Raw genomic sequence first — 20366 nt, 5'->3', positions numbered from 1 at the left:
GGGGGTGGGCTAAGGCTGAGACAGCGCCGGATTCAAAAGGTTATAGCCAAAGGCCACTTCTTTTTCAGTATTCATAAAAAAGCCCTGCGCTATGCCAGGGCTTTTCGCATCGGGCGTCGATCAGCTCTTGTCCTTGCCGCGTCGCTTGGGTTCCGGGTGCTCAAGCTCCAGCACCGAGGCCACTTCGATTGCCAGGGCTTCGGAAGGGAAAGGCCCGGCGATATTTTCACCGGCGACACTGGCCACCCACCATTGGCCGTCTTTCTCCTGATTGATCAGGAATCCGTTGACGCTTTTTACTGCCGACATCTACTTGCCTCGTTGTCTGGTTCAATCGCGCCATGATACCGCCAAACGCACGCAGCAGGTGCCATTGGGGGGATGGCGGGATGTCAGTTGCGGTAGAAAGCGTGCATTTGTGCGAATCTCTGCTATGCATAAGAGTTTGCCCGGTAACCTGCACACCCGCGCAGGGAACTATCGGCAAGAATATTTCTCTATGTTGGCATCGGTTAGCCAGCGCGGGGCATTGTAAGGTACACGCCGCCTGATTAGACTGCGCCGAAACTCGTACACACAGCCGTTACAAGGACTTATATGATCAAGAAATGCTTGTTCCCAGCAGCCGGTTACGGTACTCGCTTCCTGCCAGCGACTAAAGCCATGCCCAAGGAAATGCTGCCGGTGGTAAACAAGCCACTGATCCAGTACGGCGTCGAAGAGGCACTGGATGCCGGCTTGAACGAGATCTCCATCGTCACCGGTCGCGGCAAGCGCGCCCTGGAAGACCATTTCGACATCAGCTACGAGCTGGAAAACCAGATCAAAGGCACCGACAAGGAGAAATACCTGGTCGGCATCCGCCGCCTGTTGGATGAGTGCTCGTTCTCCTACACCCGTCAGACCGAAATGAAAGGTCTGGGTCACGCGATCCTGACCGGTCGCCCACTGATCGGTGACGAGCCGTTCGCCGTGGTGTTGGCGGATGACCTGTGCGTCAACCTGGAAGGTGACGGCGTACTGAAGCAGATGGTCAAGCTGTACAAGCAGTATCGCTGCACCATCGTCGCGATCATGGAAGTAGACCCGCAAGAAACCAGCAAATACGGTGTGATTGCAGGCGACCTGATCGGTGACGACCTGTACCGGGTGCGCAACATGGTCGAGAAGCCAAAGCCGGAAGATGCCCCGTCGAACCTGGCGATCATCGGTCGTTACATCATGACGCCGGACATCTTCAGCCTGATCGAACAAACCGAGCCAGGCAAAGGCGGCGAGATCCAGATCACTGACGCCCTGATGAAACAGGCGCAGGATGGTTGCGTGATTGCCTACAAGTTCAAGGGCAAGCGCTTCGACTGCGGTGGCGCCGAAGGCTACATCGACGCGACCAACTTCTGCTTCGAGAACTTCTACAAGACGGGCAAGGCGTACTGATCGCTTTCGACCTGACTGTATTGAAAAGCCACCTTCGGGTGGCTTTTTCATTTTCAGGCCCCATATCGACTGCAGCGCTTGCCCAACAAATGTCTGCGGGTATGCTGGTCACCTGCCGAGGAGATTGAAAATGGCCTACGATTTTGACCTTTATGTGATTGGCGCCGGTTCCGGCGGTGTGCGGGCTGCGCGGTTTGCCGCCGGGTTCGGTGCGAAAGTGGCTGTGGCCGAAAGCCGCTACCTGGGCGGGACCTGTGTGAACGTCGGCTGCGTGCCGAAAAAATTGCTGGTCTACGGTGCGCACTTTGCCGAAGACTTCGAGCAGGCTTCCGGTTTTGGCTGGGGCCTGGATGAGGCGCAGTTCGACTGGCCGACGTTGATCGCCAACAAGGACCGCGAGATCAATCGCCTCAATGGCATTTATCGCAACCTGCTGGTCAACAGCGGCGTGACCTTGCATGAAGGTCACGCGAAGATCGTCGATCCGCATCAGGTCGAGATCAATGGTGAGCGTTTTACCGCCAGGAACATCCTGATCGCCACCGGCGGCTGGCCGCAGATTCCGGAGATTCCGGGGCATGAGCATGCCATCAGTTCCAACCAGGCGTTCTTCCTCAAGGAGCTGCCCAAGCGGGTGCTGGTGGTGGGCGGTGGCTACATTGCGGTCGAGTTCGCCGGGATCTTCCATGGCTTGGGTGCCAAGACCACGCTGCTGTATCGCGGCGAACTGTTCCTGCGCGGCTTCGATGGTTCCGTGCGCAAGCATTTGCAGGAAGAGTTGACCAAGCGCGGCATGGACCTGCAGTTCAACGCGGACATCGAGCGAATCGACAAGCTGGCCGATGGCAGCCTGAAAGTCACGCTCAAGGATGGTCGCCAGCTGGAAGCCGATTGCGTGTTCTACGCCACGGGTCGTCGTCCGATGCTGGACAATCTGGGGCTGGAAAACACCGGGGTGAAACTCGACAGGAAAGGCTTTGTCGAGGTCGATGAGCTGTATCAAACCGCCGAGCCGTCGATCCTGGCGCTGGGCGATGTGATCGGCCGTGTTCAGCTGACGCCGGTGGCCCTGGCTGAAGGCATGGCGGTGGCGCGACGCCTGTTCAAGCCAGAGCAGTATCGTCCGGTGGATTACAAGATGATCCCGACGGCGGTGTTCAGCCTGCCGAACATCGGCACCGTCGGTTTGACTGAGGAAGAAGCTCGCGAAGCCGGTCACGAGGTGCAGATCTTCGAAAGCCGCTTCCGGCCGATGAAGCTGACCCTGACCGAATGCCAGGAGCGCACGCTGATGAAACTGGTGGTGGACGCCAACACCGACAAGGTCCTGGGTTGCCACATGGTCGGCCCGGAAGCTGGTGAAATCGTCCAGGGCCTGGCGATTGCCTTGAAGGCCGGCGCCACCAAGCGCGACTTCGACGAAACCATCGGGGTGCACCCGACGGCCGCCGAAGAGTTCGTCACCATGCGTACGCCGGTCGCCGGTTAAGCGTCCTTCGCTGCGTCTGCCGCTGCCGCAAGGGTCGCGGCCAGACGTACGCGTTCTTCCAGATCCGCCCGGGTCTTGGCCAGATCCATTTCCAGTGACCTGTTGAGCTGCGACTGCTCGTCGACGTTCTGCTTGAGTGCCTGGCTTTCCAGCAGGGCGACGCGCAGGCGTTCCTGGAGGAGGGTGCGCTCACCGTCGACGCGGGTGGCCTGTTCCAGCAACTGATCCTGACGGGTATTGCTTTGCTTGAGCTGTTCTTGCAGCAGGCTCAGTTCGCGCAGCGTGCCGCGGTTTTCAGTCAGCAAACGTTCGTTGTCGCGGTGCAACTGGGTGATTTCATCCTGACGTACCAGTGCGCTTTGTTGCGCCTGACGCAGTTCCATCTGTATCTGTTGCACCTGGCCTTCGTGGCGACTCATTTCCTGTTCGCGCTGTTCCTTGACCGCATTGCGGTAGTGCTCCAGTGCGTCGCGAGTGTGCAGGTGTTTTTCTTCAAGGGAGCGGATCTGCTCGTCCTTGTCCTTCAAACGCAATTCGAAATCAGCCAGCGCCTGATTCAACCCGGCGTTGCGGGTTTGCTCCGTTTGCAGCATGGCTCGGGTTTCTTGCAGGGCCTCGGATTCCTGAGTCAGCGCCAGGCTTTGAAACTCGTATTGCTGGTGCAGTTCGCTGTTGTCCTCTTGCGCTTCGCCGAGCTGGTTTTCCAGCGCCTTGCGTTGTTCTTCGTACTGCGCGCGCGCCTGGTCGATGGGCTCTTGCGCCTGCTCCTTGAGTCTTTGCGCGAGCCGTGCCACCAGCGCCATCAGTTCGTCGTCGATCGGTTCTGTGGGTGCCTCGACAGGTTCGACCCGGTCATCGAGCTCCTTGAGGTAGCGATGAATCGTGGTTTTCGAGCCGGTATTGCCCATTTCGATGCGTACGGCATCGATGCTGGGGTTTTCGCCGCGGGCGAGGATCGCCAACCGAGCGGCTTGAACCACCGCTTTATTTACACCGCCGCGTGCCATGAGATCTCCCGGGTTTTGATGATGTGGTACGTACCACGTAAATACACATTGTACCATTCAATTTAAAAAGTTAAATGCCGAATGTAACTAACACGGGATATACTGGTATTACCCCGTGTGAGCGAAATTTTTAGGTATTCCTCGCACTGTTTCCGTACACCAACCCTTGTAGGAGCGAGCTTGCTCGCGAAAAACCCGAGAACGCCGCGGGGCACCTGGCAGCCAGCGTTATCGTTGACGACCATCGCGAGCAAGCTCGCTCCTACAGTGTTTTGTGTTTTTCGCGCCAGCGGCCGATACCCCTTGTAGGAGCGAGCCTGCTCGCGAAAAACCCGAGAACGCCGCGGGGCACCTGCCAGCCAGCGTTATCGTTGACGTCCATCGCGAACGAGCTCGCTCCTACAGCGTTTTGTGTTTTTCGCGCCAGCGCCGATACCCCTTGTAGGAGCGAGCCTGCTCGCGAAAAGCCCGAGAACGCCGCGGGGCACCTGCCAGCCAGCGTTATCGTTGACGATCATCGCGAGCAAGCTCGCTCCTACAGTGTTTTGTGTTTTTAACGCCAGCGACCGATGCCCCTTGTAGGAGCGAGCCTGCTCGCGAAAAACCCGAGAACGCCGCGGGGCACCTGGCAGCCAGCGTTATCGTTGACGACCATCGCGAGCGAGCTCGCTCCTACAGTGTTTTGTGTTTTTAACGCCAGCGACCGATGCCCTTTGTAGGAGCGAGCCTGCTCGCGAAAAACCCGAGAACGCCGCGGGGCACCTGGCAGCCAGCGTTATCGTTGACGATCATCGCGAGCAAGCTCGCTCCTACAGTCGGTTAAAACAGGTTCATTTCCTATGAGCGATCTGGATCGCTATCTGCAAGCAGCGACTCGCGACAACACCCGTCGCAGCTATCGGGCGGCCATCGAGCACTTCGAAGTCACGTGGGGCGGTTTTCTGCCGGCAACCGGCGACAGCGTGGCGCGCTACCTGGTGGCCCATGCCGGCGTGTTGTCGATCAACACGCTGAAACTGCGTTTGTCGGCATTGGCGCAGTGGCACAACAGCCAGGGCTTTGCCGATCCCACCAAGGCGCCGGTGGTGCGCAAAGTTTTCAAGGGCATTCGCGCGCTGCACCCGGCCCAGGAGAAACAGGCAGAACCCTTGCAGCTTCAGCACCTGGAACAGGTGGTCAGTTGTCTGGAGCAAGAAGTGCAGACCGCCAGGGCCACAGGCGACCGACCGGGTTTGCTGCGGGCCAGGCGCGACATGGCCCTGATCCTGTTGGGCTTCTGGCGTGGCTTTCGCAGTGATGAGTTGTGCCGGCTTCAGGTGGAACACGTGCAGGCCAGCGCCGGTTCCGGCATCAGTCTCTATCTGCCGCGTAGCAAGAGTGATCGCGATAACCTTGGCAAGACCTATCAGACACCGGCCTTGCAACGCTTGTGTCCGGTGCAGGCTTATATCGACTGGATTACCGAGGCGGCACTGGTGCGTGGGCCGGTGTTCCGTGGCATCGACCGCTGGGGGCATCTGGGCGAGGAGGGCTTGCACGCCAACAGCGTGATTCCGCTATTGCGTCAGGCGTTGGCGCGAGCAGGTATCGCCGGTGAGCTTTACACCAGTCATTCCTTGCGTCGCGGCTTTGCCACCTGGGCGCATCAAAGTGGCTGGGATCTGAAGTCGCTGATGAGCTATGTGGGCTGGAAGGACATGAAGTCGGCCATGCGCTACATCGAAGCCAGTCCGTTTCTCGGCATGGCGCGTATCACGGAAAAGCCCGTCTCACCCTAGATACCGTTTTCTTCTATTAATACAGCTGGCTAATAGCGAAAGCCAATCAGCAGCATCAGGTTTGCCAATGAGCCTTCCGTTCGTCGAGTGGGTAAAGTTCTTTCCATCAACTTCTTAACCCCCTGACGGAGAGTCAACGATGCCTATCATCAACAGCCAAGTTAAACCGTTCAAAGCTGACGCATTCAAAAATGGCGACTTCGTAAAAGTCTCGGACGCAGACCTGAAAGGCAAGTGGTCTGTGGTGTTCTTCTACCCGGCCGACTTCACCTTCGTCTGTCCGACCGAGCTGGAAGACCTGGCTGACAACTACGACGCGTTCCAGAAACTGGGCGTCGAGATCTACAGCGTTTCCACCGACACTCATTTCGCCCACGCTGCCTGGCACAACACTTCGCCAGCCATCGGCAAGATCCAGTACACCATGATCGGCGACCCGACCCACGCCATCTCCCGCAACTTCGACGTGCTGATCGAAGAAGCAGGCCTGGCTGACCGCGGCACCTTCGTGATCAACCCTGAAGGCCAGATCAAGATCGTTGAACTCAACGACGGCGGTGTAGGCCGTGACGCTTCCGAGCTGCTGCGCAAGATCAAGGCTGCCCAGTACGTCGCTGCTCACCCAGGTCAGGTTTGCCCGGCCAAGTGGAAAGAAGGCGAGGCCACTCTGGCGCCGTCCCTGGACCTGGTCGGCAAGATCTAAGTCTGTGATCGCACCATCAGGGCGGAACTCCGCACCTACTCGGTAAGCTGCACCGCCCAATAAAAACGCCCGGGCGAGATTCTCTCGGGCGTTTTTTTATGCCTGCTCTAAATGAATCAGTCAAAAGGAAATCGCCCGTATGTTGGACGCCAATCTTAAAGCCCAGTTGAAATCGTACCTGGAACGGGTCACCCAGCCGATCGAGATCGTTGCCTCCCTCGACGACGGTGCGAAATCCCAGGAAATGCTTGAATTGCTGAAAGACGTTGCCAGTCTTTCCAGCCAGATCACTTTGCTCGACAACGGTGACGATGCACGCAAGCCATCGTTCTCGATCAATCGCCCGGGTGCCGATATCAGCCTGCGTTTCGCCGGCATTCCGATGGGCCACGAATTCACTTCGCTGGTGCTGGCCTTGCTGCAAGTCGGCGGCCACCCTTCGAAGGCCAGTGTCGAAGTGATCGAACAGATCCGCTCGCTCAAAGGCGAGTTCAACTTCGAGACTTACTTCTCGCTGTCTTGCCAGAACTGCCCGGACGTGGTCCAGGCGCTGAACCTGATGGCGGTACTGAACCCGGACATTCGCCACGTCGCCATCGACGGCGCGCTGTTCCAGGCTGAAGTCGATGAGCGCCAGATCATGGCGGTCCCCAGCATCTACCTTAACGGTGTGAACTTCGGCCAGGGCCGCATGGGCCTGGAAGAAATCCTCGCCAAGATCGACACCAGCGGCATCGAACGCCAGGCCGAGAAGATCAGCGCCAAAGAAGCCTTTGACGTGCTGGTGGTCGGCGGTGGCCCGGCCGGTGCTTCGGCGGCAATCTACGCGGCCCGTAAAGGCATTCGCACCGGTGTCGCGGCCGAACGTTTTGGTGGCCAGGTGCTGGACACCATGGCCATTGAGAACTTTATCTCGGTGCAGGAAACCGAAGGCCCGAAACTGGCCGTGGCCCTTGAAGAACACGTCAAGCAGTACGACGTGGACATCATGAACCTGCAGCGTGCCGACAAACTGGTACCCGGCAAGAATGGCGAGTTGCACCAGATTCACTTCGCCAGCGGCGCATCGTTGAAGGCCAGGACCGTGATTCTGGCGACCGGTGCGCGGTGGCGAGAAATGAACGTTCCCGGTGAGCAGCAATACCGCAACAAGGGCGTGGCGTACTGCCCGCATTGCGACGGCCCGCTGTTCAAGGGCAAGCGCGTGGCGGTGATTGGCGGCGGCAACTCCGGCGTCGAAGCGGCCATCGACCTGGCCGGTATCGTGTCCCATGTCACGCTGCTGGAGTTCGATGTGCAGTTGCGTGCCGATGCGGTATTGCAGCGCAAGTTGCACAGCCTGCCGAACGTCACCGTGATCACCAGTGCGCAAACCACTGAGGTCACCGGTGACGGCCAGAAGGTCAACGGCCTGCGCTACAAGGATCGTCAGAGCGACGAATTGCGCAGCGTGGAACTGGAAGGGATCTTTGTGCAGATCGGTCTGTTGCCCAACACCGATTGGCTCAAAGGCACCATCGAATTGTCGCCCCGTGGCGAGATCATCGTCGACGCTCGCGGTGAAACGTCGGTGCCGGGTGTGTTCGCTGCCGGCGACGTGACCACGGTGCCGTACAAGCAGATCGTGATTGCAGTGGGCGAGGGTGCCAAGGCTTCCCTGAGCGCTTTCGATCACTTGATCCGGACCTCGGCTCCGGCATAAATCGGACGCTGAAAACAAAAAACCTTGTAGGAGCGAGCTCGCTCGCGATGGTCGTCAACGATAACGCTGGTTGGCAGGTACCCCGCGGCGTTCTCGGGTTTATCGCGAGCAGGCTCGCTCCTACAAGGGGTATCGGCGCCGGCGCTGCAAATACACAACCCTGTAGGAGCGAGCTCGCTCGCGATGGTCGTCAACGATAACGCTGGTTGGCAGGTACCCCGCGGCGTTCTCGGGTTTATCGCGAGCAGGCTCGCTCCTACAAGGGGGTATCGGCGCCGGCTCTGAAAACACAAAACCCCATGATTGATCATGGGGTTTTGTGTTTCACATATTCCAAATGTGGGATTTGTTGTGAGGGTTACAGCGGTGCTGGCTGAATGATCTCGACCCAATAGGCGTCCGGATCCTTGATGAACGCCAGGCTCTTCATGCGGCCATCGCTCAAGCGTTTCTGGAAATCGCAGCCCAGTGCTTCAAAGCGCTCGCAGGCGGCGACGATGTCCGGCACCGAGATGCAGATGTGGCCAAAGCCGCGCGGGTCGGTGTTGCCATTGTGGTAGGCGAAATCCGCATCGTTTTCGGTGCCGTGGTTGTGGGTCAGCTCCAGGATGCCGGGGATCGATTTCATCCACTCGGTGCGCGCGGCGGCGTCGGCCGGGATCTGGTTCTTGTCCACCAGCGCCAGGAAATACAGGCTGAACTCGGCTTCCGGGAAATCGCGTTTTTCCACCAGGGTAAAACCCAGGATGCGTGTGTAGAAATCCAGGGACTTGGTGATGTCCTTGACCCGCAGCATGGTGTGGTTGAAGACAAATTTCTGTGTAGCGGCGTCCGGTTGGGCGGTGACGCCGGGGAAGGTGTTCAATTCGTGCAGGCTCATGGGCCCTCCGGAAAATATGTGGGCTAACGAATGGCGACAATGATACGCAAGGGTTCGGACATCACCAAACCCAAACAGTCGGCTATTGCCTGACAGCCGGCCTGGGCCCAGACTTTACGGCTTGAACCTTGAGTGCCCATTGCAATGATTCGACTCCGTAACGTGCTGTTCATCCTGCTAAGCGTGCTTTCGCTGGCTGGCGCTGCTCGCGCCGATGCGCCAGTGGTGACCTGGCCGCAAGGCTGGCAGGTCGAAGACGTGCCTGAATCGGCGTCGGGGGTCAGTCGCCAGCGGGCGGTGAAAAATGATCAGGATGGATCGCCGCTCATGGTGATGGAACTGACCATGAGCCCGGTGCAAAGCGATCACCAGGTAAACCTTGAAGGCGTACTGCTGGAGATGCGCAAGTCGGTTCAAAAAGACTTCTTTCAGGGCGGATATCAAAGTGTCTGCACGCGCATTCATTCGACTACGTTGAGTCGATTGGCCGCGCTGGAAACAACCTGCACCATCACGCAAAACGGCAGGCATGTGCTTTCTCAAACATTGGTGGCCGCGGTGGATGCCGATAAGGCCTATGTTCTTTCCTACGCAGGGCAGGCTGAGGCTTATAAGGCGAGCCAGGATGAAATAGACGCTGCCCGTAACAGCTTGAAACTTTAGTAAGCGCCAGTGCTTTTTCGGTGCATGAAAAATATTTTAGATATCCAAATGGATTAAGCACAAAGTTGATGGCAGTTAGTAATTGTCGGGTGTCGGCCCCGGGAATTTAGATAGCCCATGAAAAAGCCCTGCATAAGCAGGGCTTTTTTGTCGCCGCGAGAGTTAGCCGCGCAACCAGGAATCAACGGTGGCTGCACCGTACTGTTCTTTCCAGGCTTTCAGGCCGCGGTGGTTGCCGCCCTTGGTTTCAATCAGCTCGCCGGTGTGCGGGTTCTGATAAACCTTGACCACACGGGCGCGGCGGGTTTTAGGGGCGGCTGCCTGCAGCAGACCGGATTTTGCCGGGTTGGGATCGAGAATGGCGATGATGTCGCGCAGGCTCTTGCCATAGGTTTTCATCAAGCCCTGGAGCTTCTCTTCGAATTCGATTTCTTTCTTGAGCCCGGCATCGTTCTTCAGGGATTCCAACTGCTTGAGCTGTTCTTGAAGGGCCTTTTCGGCTGCACGAAATTCAGCGAGTCTGGACAATATCTTTACTCCAATAGTGTGTTTGGTTGATGCCAACCGCAAACAAAGCTATAAGCCAAGAGCCTTGAAGCGACTCGGTGATAGTGGCTCACCTGCCAATTTAGCGCAGGCATGAAAAATTGTAGTAGTTAATTGGCCAAGAGTAAATCCTGTCTTTTTCTTCATGTAACGTCAGTAGTGTTTTGATTCAAATTGGTGCGTGTAATCGTTTGTTTTGGCGATTGAATTCGCGAGTTAATGGTCGCTTAATGCACTAATGAATTCCGTGCCGGGCATGGGTTTTCCGAACAGATAACCTTGCAGGAAGTTGACCTGGTGTCCGCTCAGGTAATCACTCTGTTCGCGGGTTTCGACACCTTCGGCCACCAGGGCAAGGTCGAGTTTGACCGCCAGTTCGATGATGCTGTCGAGGATGTGGCTCGACAGTGTGTCGACGCCGATCGTGGCGACAAAACTCTGGTCGATTTTCAGAAAATCGACATTGAACTGCCGCAGGTAGCCAAGGCTTGAGTGGCCGGTGCCGAAGTCGTCGATGGCGATTTTCACGCCCAGTTCGCGAAGTCGTTCGAACAGTTGCAGGGTGATGGCCGTGGGCTCGATCAATTCACGTTCGGTCAGTTCCAGTACCAGATGGATCGAGCCTGGCTCGAACGCATCGAGAAACTCGCGGCAATCCTTGACCAGTTCCAGGTCCTGGCAATGGCTGGCGGTGATGTTGATGCCAATGTGAAACGGCTTGTTGAAGCTGGCCGATTGCGGTGCGAGCAGGGCGGCGGTTTGTCGCATCAGCGAGCGGGTCATCGGCACGATCAGCCCGGAGTGCTCTGCAAACGGAATGAACAGATCCGGACGCACCAGGCCTTCCTTCGGATGTTGCCAGCGCATCAGCACTTCAGCGCCGGACCAGCTTTTGCTGTCGCCATGCACCACGGGCTGGAAATACGGAATGAACTCTGAAGCTTCCAGTGCCCGCTGCATTTCCTGGGTAGGTGCCGAGGAGCGCTTTTGCAGGACGTGACCAATAGCCCCGGCAATCACACCGAAGAAAATCAGCAGACTGAGCAGCGGCGGATATTCGCTGCGTATGTATCGCCAGATTTCGCCTTTGGGAAAACCGGCTTCCACGGCAAAAGCATAGCGCCCGGAGGTCAAGCGACTTTGCGCAACGGGCAGGTCAGGCGCAGTGCCGGTATGAACCTTGCCATCGGCGGATATCCAGTCCGGGCCAACTTGCAGCACCAGCAAGGTATTGCGACCGATCAGGCGCAGGGTATTAATCAAGTGATAACCATCGAGGGTCGACAGTGCGCCTTTTTTTCCTTCGCTCAGCCGGTATATCAGCACGGCGGTGTTGGGCGTTACCGGATTGCCGCTCAAGAGCCATAAGGCGCCCTGGGTGTAGTCACCGGGGTTGACCTTCTCCTGGTAGTCGCCGAACAGAGAGCTGCAATAGAGGTTGTTGTCCCACACCAGATTGGTTGAACGCACGAAGGGGCGGCGAGTGACCTGCTCGCGCAGCGCCAGTGTGACTTCACCGCAACTCTGGCCTGCCAGCGGCAGCAATTCACGAGCGGCCTGGGCGTTGTTGTCGAGCATCAGATCGAACTGACGAATCGCTTCTTCGGCGGTTTGTTCGGCGTCTTGTTTGAGCGCACGCCCGGCTTGCATGTAAAGAATGGCGGCCCCCAGCAGCACCGGGAGCAAGCCACTGATCAGAGTGACGGCAATTCTTGTGCTGCGACTGCGGGTTTTGGCTTTAAGCGGCATTCGCGAGTCCTGTCACGAAGATGTAAGGCTCTCAATTGATGGCGGGGCAAAACGCCTCCCATGAAGAGTTCGGGTATGGGCCATGATAGTTGGCCGTTGGCGGTTATGCCGCTCAACGCAAGTCAAGGCTTTCGGCCAGCTTGATAAAGGCCAGTGTCGCGGGTGATGCCTGGCGTCGATCGAGCACCGCCAGGCCGACCTGGCGCAACACCGCCGGCGACAGCGGTTTTTTCACGCAGCGGCGGTCAATCTGATTAGGCAATGAACCTTCGGCAACCACCGTCACCCCGTCGCCACGAGCGACGACATCCAGGGTGCTGATCAACTGCGAGCAGCGATAACGGATATTGGGCGTCAGTCGGGCCACTGTGAACAGACGTGAAACCAGCTCCGAAGAGCCGGCCTCGGTCAGCACGAACGGGAAGTCGCACAGATCCTTCAGGCTCAGGCTGTCGTGAACCGCCAGCGGGTGGTCGGAGGGCAGCAGCGCGACCATCTGGTCTTCGATCAGCGCGACCGTGTCGAAACGCTCCTCGGGCAACACCACAAAGCCTATGTCGATCCGCCGTTCCTCCAGCCACTGGAGTACCTGACGGTCGGGGCCTTCGTCGATATGCACTTCGATGCCGGGATGGGCGGCGCGGTACTGCTGCAGAATCAACGGCAGCAATTTGATCGATGAAGTCGGGCCGAAGGAGCCGATTCGCAGCGTGCCGCGTTTCATGCCCCTGGCATCGGCCGCTTCCTGGCGCAGGGTGTTGGCCAGGCCGAGCATCGCCCGGGCGCGCAGCAACAACTGCTGGCCAATGTCGCTCAGTTCGACCTGAGATTGATGCCGGCGCAGCAGTTCGACACCCAACTCCAACTCCAGGGACTTCAAGGCATGGGACACGGCCGATTGGGAAATACCCAAGCGATTGGCCGCTGCCGTGAAGCCGTGGAGTTCGGCCACGAGGGAGAAAATCTCCAGTTGAGTGAGGGTCATGAGTGTTTGCTCATTTTACGATGACTGGGTATTAACCGAATGATACGGCATCTCTCCGACATCCGGTCCTGGAATCTATGACGATCTGCGAGCAAAGCCTGTCAAAACCATCGGATCTTCCGGTGTATCTGAAACTGGCGGCGGTCACCATGGTGTGGGGTGGCACCTTCGTTGCCGGACGCTATCTGGCCGCTGCCCTCAGCCCGCTACTGGCTGCCAGCCTGCGGTTTCTGCTGGCCAGCGTGGCGTTGCTGCTGTTTATACGCATGGCACGGACACCGCTGGTCCGGCCCAGCCCCCGGCAATGGCTGCAATTGTCATTGCTTGGCTTTTTCGGGATATTTTTTTACAACCTGTGCTTCTTTTATGGCCTGCATTACATCAACGCTTCGCGGGCATCCTTGATCGTGGCGCTGAATCCGGCGGTGATCGGCCTGGCTTCCTGGCTGCTGTTCAAGGAGCGTTTGAATCGGGCGAAAGTCGTCGGCATTGCGATCTGCGTGGCGGGCGCGAGCATGGTGATCGTCAGTCGCGACCCGCAACTACTGGCTGGCGGTGCCGATGTCTGGCTCGGCGATTTGCTGATTTTCGGCTGTGTCCTCGGCTGGGGTGTCTACTCGCTGTTCTCCAAAGAGCTGAATCACACCCTGGGCCCGGTGCAAACGGTGACCTATTCGATCCTGCTGGGCACCGTCATGCTCTGGATGACCTGCATCGTGCGCGGCGAGGTGAGTGTCGCCGCGATCGCCCAGTTGGGTGCGCAGCAATGGTTGAGCCTTTTGTACCTGGGCGTGCTGGGGTCGGCGCTGGCGTACATCGGCTACTACGACGGCATTCGCAAAATCGGTGCGACCCGTTCCGGGGTGTTCATTGCCTTGAACCCGTTGACGGCGGTGATCCTTGGCGCGCTACTGCTGGATGAGCCGCTGACGCTGGCCATGTGCCTGGGTGGCGGGCTGATACTGGCGGGGATTTTCCTCTGCAACAAACCCCTTGCGCGGGCATGGAAAAAGGGGATTTGATACAGAAGGCGGACAAACTGATTTACGCTGTGTAGAATCGGGTTACGCATACAATAATAATCGTCTTCTGGCAGCAGAAGCCTCGCCCGCAAGAGCCTTGGGTCGAAAATGAAGATATTCGGGTTTCAACTGATCTACGGTGACTTTCTCGCCCGCAGTGTGCGGGGCATCTCCTGTGCGCCACCCACCGGTCTCAGCATTGCTTACAACTAACCTTTGTTAATTGATAAAAAAATGATGAGGCGCCGACCATGGCAGATTTATACGAAAACCCAATGGGCCTGATGGGCTTTGAATTCATCGAGCTCGCATCGCCGACCCCGAACACCCTGGAGCCGATCTTCGAGATCATGGGCTTCACCAAGGTGGCGACCCACCGTTCCAAGGACGTGCACCTGTATCGCCAGGGCGCGATCAACCTGATCCTCAACAACGAACCCCACAGCGTGGCTTCGTATTTCGCGGCCGAGCATGGTCCGTCGGTGTGCGGCATGGCGTTTCGCGTCAAGGATTCGCAAAAAGCCTACAAGCGTGCCCTGGAACTCGGCGCCCAGCCGATCCACATCGAAACCGGCCCGATGGAACTGAACCTGCCGGCGATCAAAGGCATCGGCGGCGCACCGCTGTACCTGATCGATCGTTTCGGCGAAGGCAGCTCGATCTATGACATCGACTTCGTGTTCATCGAAGGCGTCGACCGCCATCCGGTCGGTGCCGGCCTGAAGATCATCGATCACCTGACCCACAACGTGTATCGCGGTCGCATGGCCTACTGGGCCAACTTCTACGAGAAGCTGTTCAACTTCCGCGAAATCCGCTACTTCGACATCAAGGGCGAATACACCGGCCTGACCTCCAAGGCCATGACCGCACCCGATGGCATGATCCGCATCCCGTTGAACGAAGAGTCGTCCAAGGGCGCCGGGCAGATCGAAGAGTTCCTGATGCAGTTCAACGGCGAGGGCATCCAGCACGTTGCGTTCCTGTCCGATGACCTGATCAAGACCTGGGACCACCTGAAAAGCATCGGCATGCGCTTCATGACCGCGCCGCCTGAGACCTACTACGAAATGCTCGAAGGCCGTCTGCCGAACCATGGCGAGCCAGTGGACCAACTGCAGGCGCGGGGCATTTTGCTGGACGGTTCGTCCGAGTCGGGCGACAAGCGTCTGCTGCTGCAGATCTTCTCGGAAACCCTGATGGGGCCGGTGTTCTTCGAGTTCATCCAGCGCAAGGGCGACGACGGCTTCGGCGAAGGCAACTTCAAGGCGCTGTTCGAATCCATCGAGCGTGACCAGGTGCGTCGTGGTGTTCTCTCCACCGACTAAGCCGTTACACCGATAAAACTGTGGGAGCGGGCTTGCTCGCGAAGGCGTCGTATCAGGCTACTTGAATAGTGACTGACACACCGCATTCGCGAGCAAGCCCGCTCCCACATTTTGTTTTGCGTGTGCTTAAGGTCTGCGCTGCCGGACCAGATGCTTGAACCCTTCAAACACCAGCACCAGCACGGCCATCCAGATCGGGATGTAAGTCAACCATTCCCCGGCCTTGATGCTTTCTCCCAGCAGCAACGCCACGCCCAGCAGCAACACCGGTTCGACATAGCTCAACAAGCCGAACAGGCTGAACGGCAGCAGGCGGCTGGCAATGATGTAGACCACCAATGCCGATGCGCTGATCACGCCGAGCATCGGGATCAGCAGCGATAACCATGGATGTTGTTCAAACACACCAAAACCTTGCGCGCCGCTCTGGACGAACCAGATCGCCACCGGCAGCGTCAATGCCATGTCCAGCCACAAGCCACCGAGGTTGTCCGCCGCCAGTCGTTTGCGCAGGACGAAGTAGGCCGGATAACCCACGCAGACCAGCAAGGTCGCCCAGGAAAAACCACCGACCTGATACACCTCGTTGACCACCCCCAGGCAGGCGAACACCACCGCGACTTTTTGCAGATAGGACAGACGTTCGCCGTAGGCCAGGCGACCGGTCAAGACCATGGTCAGCGGCAGCAGGAAATAGCCGAGTGATACGTCGAGGCTGTAGCCGTTCAACGGTGCCCACATGAACAGCCACAGTTGCACGCCGAGCAGGGCAGAGGAGGCAATCAGCGCGCCCATCAGTTTCGGATTGGCCATGGCGCGCCGAACGATCTCCAGCACGCGCTTCCACTCCCCGGACACCACCATGAACACGGTCATGCACGGCACGGTCAGCAGCATGCGCCAACCGAAGATTTCCACGCCGCTCAAGGGGCTGAGCAGCGACGTGTAGTAATACATGACGGCAAACAGCACCGAGGCTGAAACCGATAGAGCGATACCTTTAGACAAGCTGTCCTCGCGAGGTTGAAGGTGAAACGGGGGGCGGAGGATACGTGGTTTTTGTGCTGAATATTGTCCGGATGATCAATATTTCCAACATCCCCTTGTAGGAGCGAGCCTGCTCGCGATGAACGACCAGACACCGCGGGCAGGCAGGCTCCCCGCGTTATCGTTGACCACCATCGCGAGCAAGCTCGCTCCTACAGTGGCTTATGTTTCTTCAGTTAAGCGGTCTGCGGCCGGATACAAAGTGGCTCACATCATTGAACCCAGGAGTCGACGCATGCCCCGGTGTCACCAGCGAATCGATGAACGCCTCATCCTCTGCCGTGATCTTCACTGCCTGCGCCTTAGTGTAGGCGTCCCACTGCGCTTCGGTACGCGGCCCGACAATGGCTGAGGTGACGGCGCTGTTGTTCAGCACCCAGGCAATCGCGAACTCGACGATGCCGACGCCGCGTTCCTGAGTGTATTGCTGGATTTGCTGGGCGATGCGCAGGGATTCGACGCGCCATTCGGTTTCCAGGATGCGTTTGTCCTGGCGTCCGGCACGGCTGTTGGCATCAGGTTTCACATCCGGCGCGTATTTGCCGCTGAGCACCCCGCGCGCCAGCGGGCTGTAGGGCACCACGCCAAGGCCGTAGCTTTGCGCCGCCGTGATCTGCTCGGTTTCTGCCTGACGGTTGACGATGTTGTACAGCGGCTGGCTGATCACCGGCCAGTCAACGCCCAGTTTGTCGGCCACGCGAATGACTTCGGCGATGCGCCAGCCACGGTAGTTGGACAGGCCCCAGTAACGGATTTTCCCTTGGCGGATCAAGTCACCGATGGCCGATACCGTGACCTCCAGCGGCGTATTGTGGTCTTCGCGGTGCAGGTAATAGATGTCGAGATAGTCGGTGCCCAGGCGCGTCAGGCTGGCATCGATGCCATTGAACAGGTGCTTGCGGCTCAGACCGCTGCGGTTGGGAACGCCGTCCACGGGACCGAAGCCGACCTTGGTGGCCAGCACCCATTCATGGCGGCGGCTGGCGATGGCCTCGCCGACGATTTCCTCGGAACGGCCGTTGGTGTAGACGTCGGCGGTGTCGATGAAATTGATACCCTGGTCCCAGGCCTTGTCGATGATCCGCAGGGAATCTTCGGTGCTGGTCTGTTCGCCGAACATCATGGTGCCCAGGGTCAGGGTGGACACCTGCAGACCCGAATGACCCAGCGTGCGGTAGCTCATGAGCAAATCCTTTTACCAGTGGGAAAGGCTCAATCAGATACCAGAACAGTCGCATGGATCAAACAGAAATATCGAACGCACCAGATCAAATGTGGGAGCGGGCTTGCTCGCGAAGGCGTCGTATCAGGCTACTTGAATAGTGACTGACACACCGCATTCGCGAGCAAGCCCGCTCCCACAGGGGATTTGTGTTGATCAGGTGCGCAGGGTTCGGGTCATGCGCAACGCCAGCAAACTGCCGCAGACAATCACACCCGCCAGCAGGTACAGCGCCGCATCGGTCGAGCCGGTGCTGTCCTTGACCCAACCCACCAGGTACGGGCTGAGGAACCCGGCCATCTGCCCCATCGAGTTGATCAGCGCCAGGCCTCCGGCGGCAGCGCCCGCACTGAGCAGTGAGGTCGGCACCGGCCAGAACATCGGCAGGCCGGTGAGGGCACCCATGGTGGCGATGGTCAGACCGAGAATCGCGATGGCCGGGTTGGCGGCGAAGTTCACCGCAATCAGCAGCCCCAGCGCCCCCATCAGCATCGGCACCACCAAATGCCAGCGGCGTTCTTTGCGCAGGTCGGCTGAACGGCCGACCATTAGCATGAATACGGCGGCGAGCAGATACGGAATCGCACTCAGCCAGCCGATCACCAGGTTATCGCTGAAGCCCAGGTTCTTGATGATCGACGGCAGCCAGAAGTTGATCGCATAGACGCCACTCTGGATGCAGAAATAAATCAAACCGAAAGCCCAGATCGCCGGGTTCTTGAACACCGCCAGCAGCGAATCGGTCGTGGTTTTCGGCTTGTTCGCCAGATCTTCGGCGTGGTCGGCTTCCAGCACCGAACGCTCAAACGGAGTCAGCCACTTGGCATTGGCGTAGCTGTCGCTGAGCAGGAAGTAAGCCAGCGCACCGAGGATGACGGTGGGAATGCCTTGCAGCAGGAACATCCACTGCCAGCCGGCGAGACCGCCCTGGCCAGCGGCGAAGTGGTTGAGAATCCACCCGGAGAACGGGCTGCCGAGCAGGCCGGATACCGGGATCGCCGACATGAACAAGGCCATGATGCGGCCACGGCGGAAGGTCGGGAACCACTGCGAGAGGTACAGCACCACGCCCGGGAAGAACCCGGCTTCGGCCGCGCCGGTGAACAGGCGCAGGGTATAGAACTCGGTCGGCGTGGTGACGAACAGCAGGCAGGTCGACAGGGTGCCCCAGGTAATCATCATCAGCGCAATCCAGCGCCGCGGGCCGAATTTGGTCAGGGCCAGGTTGCTTGGCACGCCGCACAGCACGTAACCGATAAAGAAGATGCCGGCGCCGAGGCCGTACACGGTTTCGCTGAACTTCAGCGCGTCGAGCATTTGCAGTTTGGCAAATCCAACGTTTACCCGGTCGAGGTAGTTGAACAGGTAGCAGATGAAAATGAAGGGGATCAAACGCAGGGTGATGCGCTTGTAGACGGCGTTTTTATCGTCAGCGATGGCGTCGGACGCTACGGCGCTCTGTGTCATGGCGGCTCTCTCTTTATTATGATTTTTTGCGATGCAAAGGGTAACGTTGATCGCCCAGAGAGTCTCGACCACCCTCAGGGTGGCTGTCTTTGTGCCTGAGCACAGGGTTTGCAACCAAGGCCTGTGCGGGTGAACAACCCGTTCCATCACTGTCTTCAAGGATCACTTGCATGTTCGAACTCGATCACGACCTGGCCCAGGACATCGTCGACCGGGCGATGGCTATCCTGCCGTACAACGTCAACGTCATGGACAGCCAGGGCTTGATCCTGGGCAGCGGCGAACCGGAGCGGGTCAACACCCGACATGAAGGCGCGCAACTGGTATTGGCCAATGGCCGGGTGGTGGAAATCGATGCGCAGACGGCGATTCACCTCAAGGGCGTACAACCGGGCATCAACCTGCCATTGATGCTCGATCAGCGCCTGATCGGCGTGCTGGGCATCACCGGCGAACCCGAGCAACTGCGCACCTACGCCGAACTGGTGCGCATGACCGCCGAAATGCTGGTGGGCCAGCGCAACCAGCAGGCCGAACAGCAGTGGCGGCGCCAGCGCTGCGATGACTTGCTGGCGCTGCTGCTGAGCGAAGCCGGGGATTCTCCACGACTGGTCGATGAAGCGCAGCAGTTGGGCCTCAAGCCACAAATGACTCGAGTGCCGTACTTGTTCGAACTGGGCCTGGAGCACGCACCAGGACAAACCGTCGAGGCACTGAGTGCCTGGTTGACGAGCCGTCATCCGGACAGTTGGTGCGTGAGCTCGGCCAAAACCTCGTTGCTCTGGTGCCGGCCGGCCAGCCAGACGGTCGAGAACGAGCGCTTGCTGGACAAACTCGACGGCCTGGGCTGGAACATCCTGCGCATTGCCGTGGGTGGGCAGGCCGATGGACTTTCCGGATTGCGTCGCTGCTATCGCCGGGTCGGTGACTTGCTGGCCTACGGGCGCGAAGTGCTGCCGCGCTCCCGATTGCTGACGCTCAACCGCTATCGGCTGCCGGTGATGCTCTGGCGCCACCGCAACGACGACGCCCTCGACGAATTGCTCAATCCGCTGCGCAAGGTCATTGCCAAAGACAGCAACGGCCAGTTGCTGGCCACCCTGCGCAGCTGGTGCGAACACGGCGGCCAGAGCCAGGCCTGCGCCGATGCACTGGGCATTCATCGCAACAGCCTGCGGTATCGCATGGAGCGGATTGCCGAACTCAGCGGAGTTGATCCACTGCGTCTCGATGGCATGCTCGCGTTGTATCTGGGCGTGCAACTGCTGCCCGAGTCAGACTCAATTTCGTGAGCGACAAAATCCCCCTGTAGGAGCGAGCTTGCTCGCGAAAAACCAGAGG

General features: G+C 58.7%; 18 protein-coding genes. 9 read left to right on the top strand and 9 right to left on the bottom strand.

The window, feature by feature from the left end; all coding sequences use genetic code 11:
* Positions 1 to 120 precede the first annotated feature (120 nt).
* Entirely contained in the window at positions 121 to 309 is a 189-nt protein-coding gene (locus PspS34_RS15045; protein WP_007985505.1) for a hypothetical protein, read from the bottom strand.
* Between the two features lie 288 nt (positions 310 to 597).
* Between PspS34_RS15045 and galU the strand changes: the two genes are divergently transcribed.
* Together galU and gorA are read left to right on the top strand one after the other, a co-directional pair.
* Positions 598 to 1437, top strand: coding sequence for a UTP--glucose-1-phosphate uridylyltransferase GalU (gene galU / locus PspS34_RS15040; RefSeq protein WP_007975949.1), 840 nt, complete (start codon positions 598 to 600; stop codon positions 1435 to 1437).
* Positions 1438 to 1567: 130 nt separating this feature from the next.
* Positions 1568 to 2926 (top strand): glutathione-disulfide reductase, encoded by a 1359-nt coding sequence (gorA, locus tag PspS34_RS15035; RefSeq protein ID WP_090455468.1) that lies wholly within the window; start codon positions 1568 to 1570, stop codon positions 2924 to 2926.
* Here gorA and PspS34_RS15030 read toward each other — a convergent pair.
* Positions 2923 to 3933 carry a DNA-binding protein gene (locus PspS34_RS15030; RefSeq protein WP_150814109.1) on the bottom strand — a complete coding sequence of 337 codons (1011 nt, stop codon included), beginning with the start codon at positions 3931 to 3933 and terminating at the stop codon, positions 2923 to 2925. The two genes, gorA and PspS34_RS15030, sit on opposite strands and share 4 nt — an antisense overlap.
* 839 nt (positions 3934 to 4772) lie before the next feature.
* Between PspS34_RS15030 and PspS34_RS15025 the strand changes: the two genes are divergently transcribed.
* From PspS34_RS15025 to ahpF, 3 genes are all read left to right on the top strand, one after another.
* Positions 4773 to 5711 carry a site-specific integrase gene (locus tag PspS34_RS15025; RefSeq protein WP_154859828.1) on the top strand — a complete coding sequence of 313 codons (939 nt, stop codon included), beginning with the start codon at positions 4773 to 4775 and terminating at the stop codon, positions 5709 to 5711.
* A gap of 139 nt (positions 5712 to 5850) precedes the next feature.
* A complete protein-coding gene (ahpC, locus tag PspS34_RS15020; protein ID WP_007975937.1) occupies positions 5851 to 6414 on the top strand; it encodes an alkyl hydroperoxide reductase subunit C in 564 nt (187 codons plus the stop codon).
* Positions 6415 to 6553: 139 nt separating this feature from the next.
* A complete protein-coding gene (gene ahpF, locus PspS34_RS15015) occupies positions 6554 to 8116 on the top strand; it encodes an alkyl hydroperoxide reductase subunit F (protein ID WP_159390063.1) in 1563 nt (520 codons plus the stop codon).
* A gap of 358 nt (positions 8117 to 8474) precedes the next feature.
* On the opposite strand, the gene gloA is transcribed toward ahpF, so the two are convergent.
* Positions 8475 to 8996 carry a lactoylglutathione lyase gene (gloA, locus tag PspS34_RS15010; RefSeq protein ID WP_090455458.1) on the bottom strand — a complete coding sequence of 174 codons (522 nt, stop codon included), beginning with the start codon at positions 8994 to 8996 and terminating at the stop codon, positions 8475 to 8477.
* Positions 8997 to 9140: 144 nt separating this feature from the next.
* On the opposite strand from gloA, the gene PspS34_RS15005 reads away from it, so the two are divergent.
* Positions 9141 to 9659, top strand: coding sequence for a DUF4946 domain-containing protein (locus PspS34_RS15005; protein ID WP_150814066.1), 519 nt, complete (start codon positions 9141 to 9143; stop codon positions 9657 to 9659).
* 162 nt (positions 9660 to 9821) lie between these two features.
* Here the strand turns inward: PspS34_RS15005 and PspS34_RS15000 are convergent, their stop codons facing one another.
* The 3 genes from PspS34_RS15000 to PspS34_RS14990 form a co-directional block, all read right to left on the bottom strand.
* The gene (locus tag PspS34_RS15000; protein WP_008051761.1) at positions 9822 to 10187 is read right to left on the bottom strand and encodes a histone-like nucleoid-structuring protein, MvaT/MvaU family; all 366 of its coding nucleotides are present in this window, start codon (positions 10185 to 10187) and stop codon (positions 9822 to 9824) included.
* 234 nt (positions 10188 to 10421) lie between these two features.
* Complete coding sequence (locus PspS34_RS14995) at positions 10422 to 11954, bottom strand: EAL domain-containing protein (protein ID WP_154859831.1); 1533 nt, start codon at positions 11952 to 11954, stop codon at positions 10422 to 10424.
* A 112-nt stretch (positions 11955 to 12066) separates the two neighbouring features.
* Positions 12067 to 12939, bottom strand: coding sequence for a LysR family transcriptional regulator (locus PspS34_RS14990; protein WP_154859832.1), 873 nt, complete (start codon positions 12937 to 12939; stop codon positions 12067 to 12069).
* Positions 12940 to 13016: 77 nt separating this feature from the next.
* On the opposite strand from PspS34_RS14990, the gene PspS34_RS14985 reads away from it, so the two are divergent.
* Together PspS34_RS14985 and hppD are read left to right on the top strand one after the other, a co-directional pair.
* On the top strand, positions 13017 to 13961 hold the full coding sequence (locus PspS34_RS14985; protein WP_154859833.1) for an EamA family transporter: 945 nt from the start codon (positions 13017 to 13019) through the stop codon (positions 13959 to 13961).
* A gap of 251 nt (positions 13962 to 14212) precedes the next feature.
* Positions 14213 to 15289, top strand: coding sequence for a 4-hydroxyphenylpyruvate dioxygenase (hppD, locus tag PspS34_RS14980; protein WP_057714671.1), 1077 nt, complete (start codon positions 14213 to 14215; stop codon positions 15287 to 15289).
* A gap of 126 nt (positions 15290 to 15415) precedes the next feature.
* Here hppD and rarD read toward each other — a convergent pair whose 3' ends face one another.
* The 3 genes from rarD to PspS34_RS14965 all read right to left on the bottom strand — a co-directional run bounded on the left by rarD (position 15416) and on the right by PspS34_RS14965 (position 19025).
* The gene (rarD, locus tag PspS34_RS14975; protein ID WP_150814059.1) at positions 15416 to 16297 is read right to left on the bottom strand and encodes an EamA family transporter RarD; all 882 of its coding nucleotides are present in this window, start codon (positions 16295 to 16297) and stop codon (positions 15416 to 15418) included.
* 211 nt (positions 16298 to 16508) lie between these two features.
* Entirely contained in the window at positions 16509 to 17519 is a 1011-nt protein-coding gene (locus PspS34_RS14970) for an aldo/keto reductase (RefSeq protein ID WP_159390062.1), read from the bottom strand.
* A gap of 195 nt (positions 17520 to 17714) precedes the next feature.
* On the bottom strand, positions 17715 to 19025 hold the full coding sequence (locus tag PspS34_RS14965) for an MFS transporter (protein ID WP_159390061.1): 1311 nt from the start codon (positions 19023 to 19025) through the stop codon (positions 17715 to 17717).
* Positions 19026 to 19195: 170 nt separating this feature from the next.
* Here PspS34_RS14965 and PspS34_RS14960 point away from each other — a divergent pair, with 170 nt between their 5' ends.
* A complete protein-coding gene (locus PspS34_RS14960; protein WP_159390060.1) occupies positions 19196 to 20317 on the top strand; it encodes a sugar diacid recognition domain-containing protein in 1122 nt (373 codons plus the stop codon).
* Positions 20318 to 20366: the final 49 nt, after the last annotated feature.

The organism is Pseudomonas sp. S34, from assembly GCF_009866745.1.
GTDB classification, from domain to species: domain Bacteria; phylum Pseudomonadota; class Gammaproteobacteria; order Pseudomonadales; family Pseudomonadaceae; genus Aquipseudomonas; species Aquipseudomonas jessenii.
Note: the sequence above shows the minus strand (reverse complement) of the source record. Positions and strands in the feature narration are given on the sequence as shown.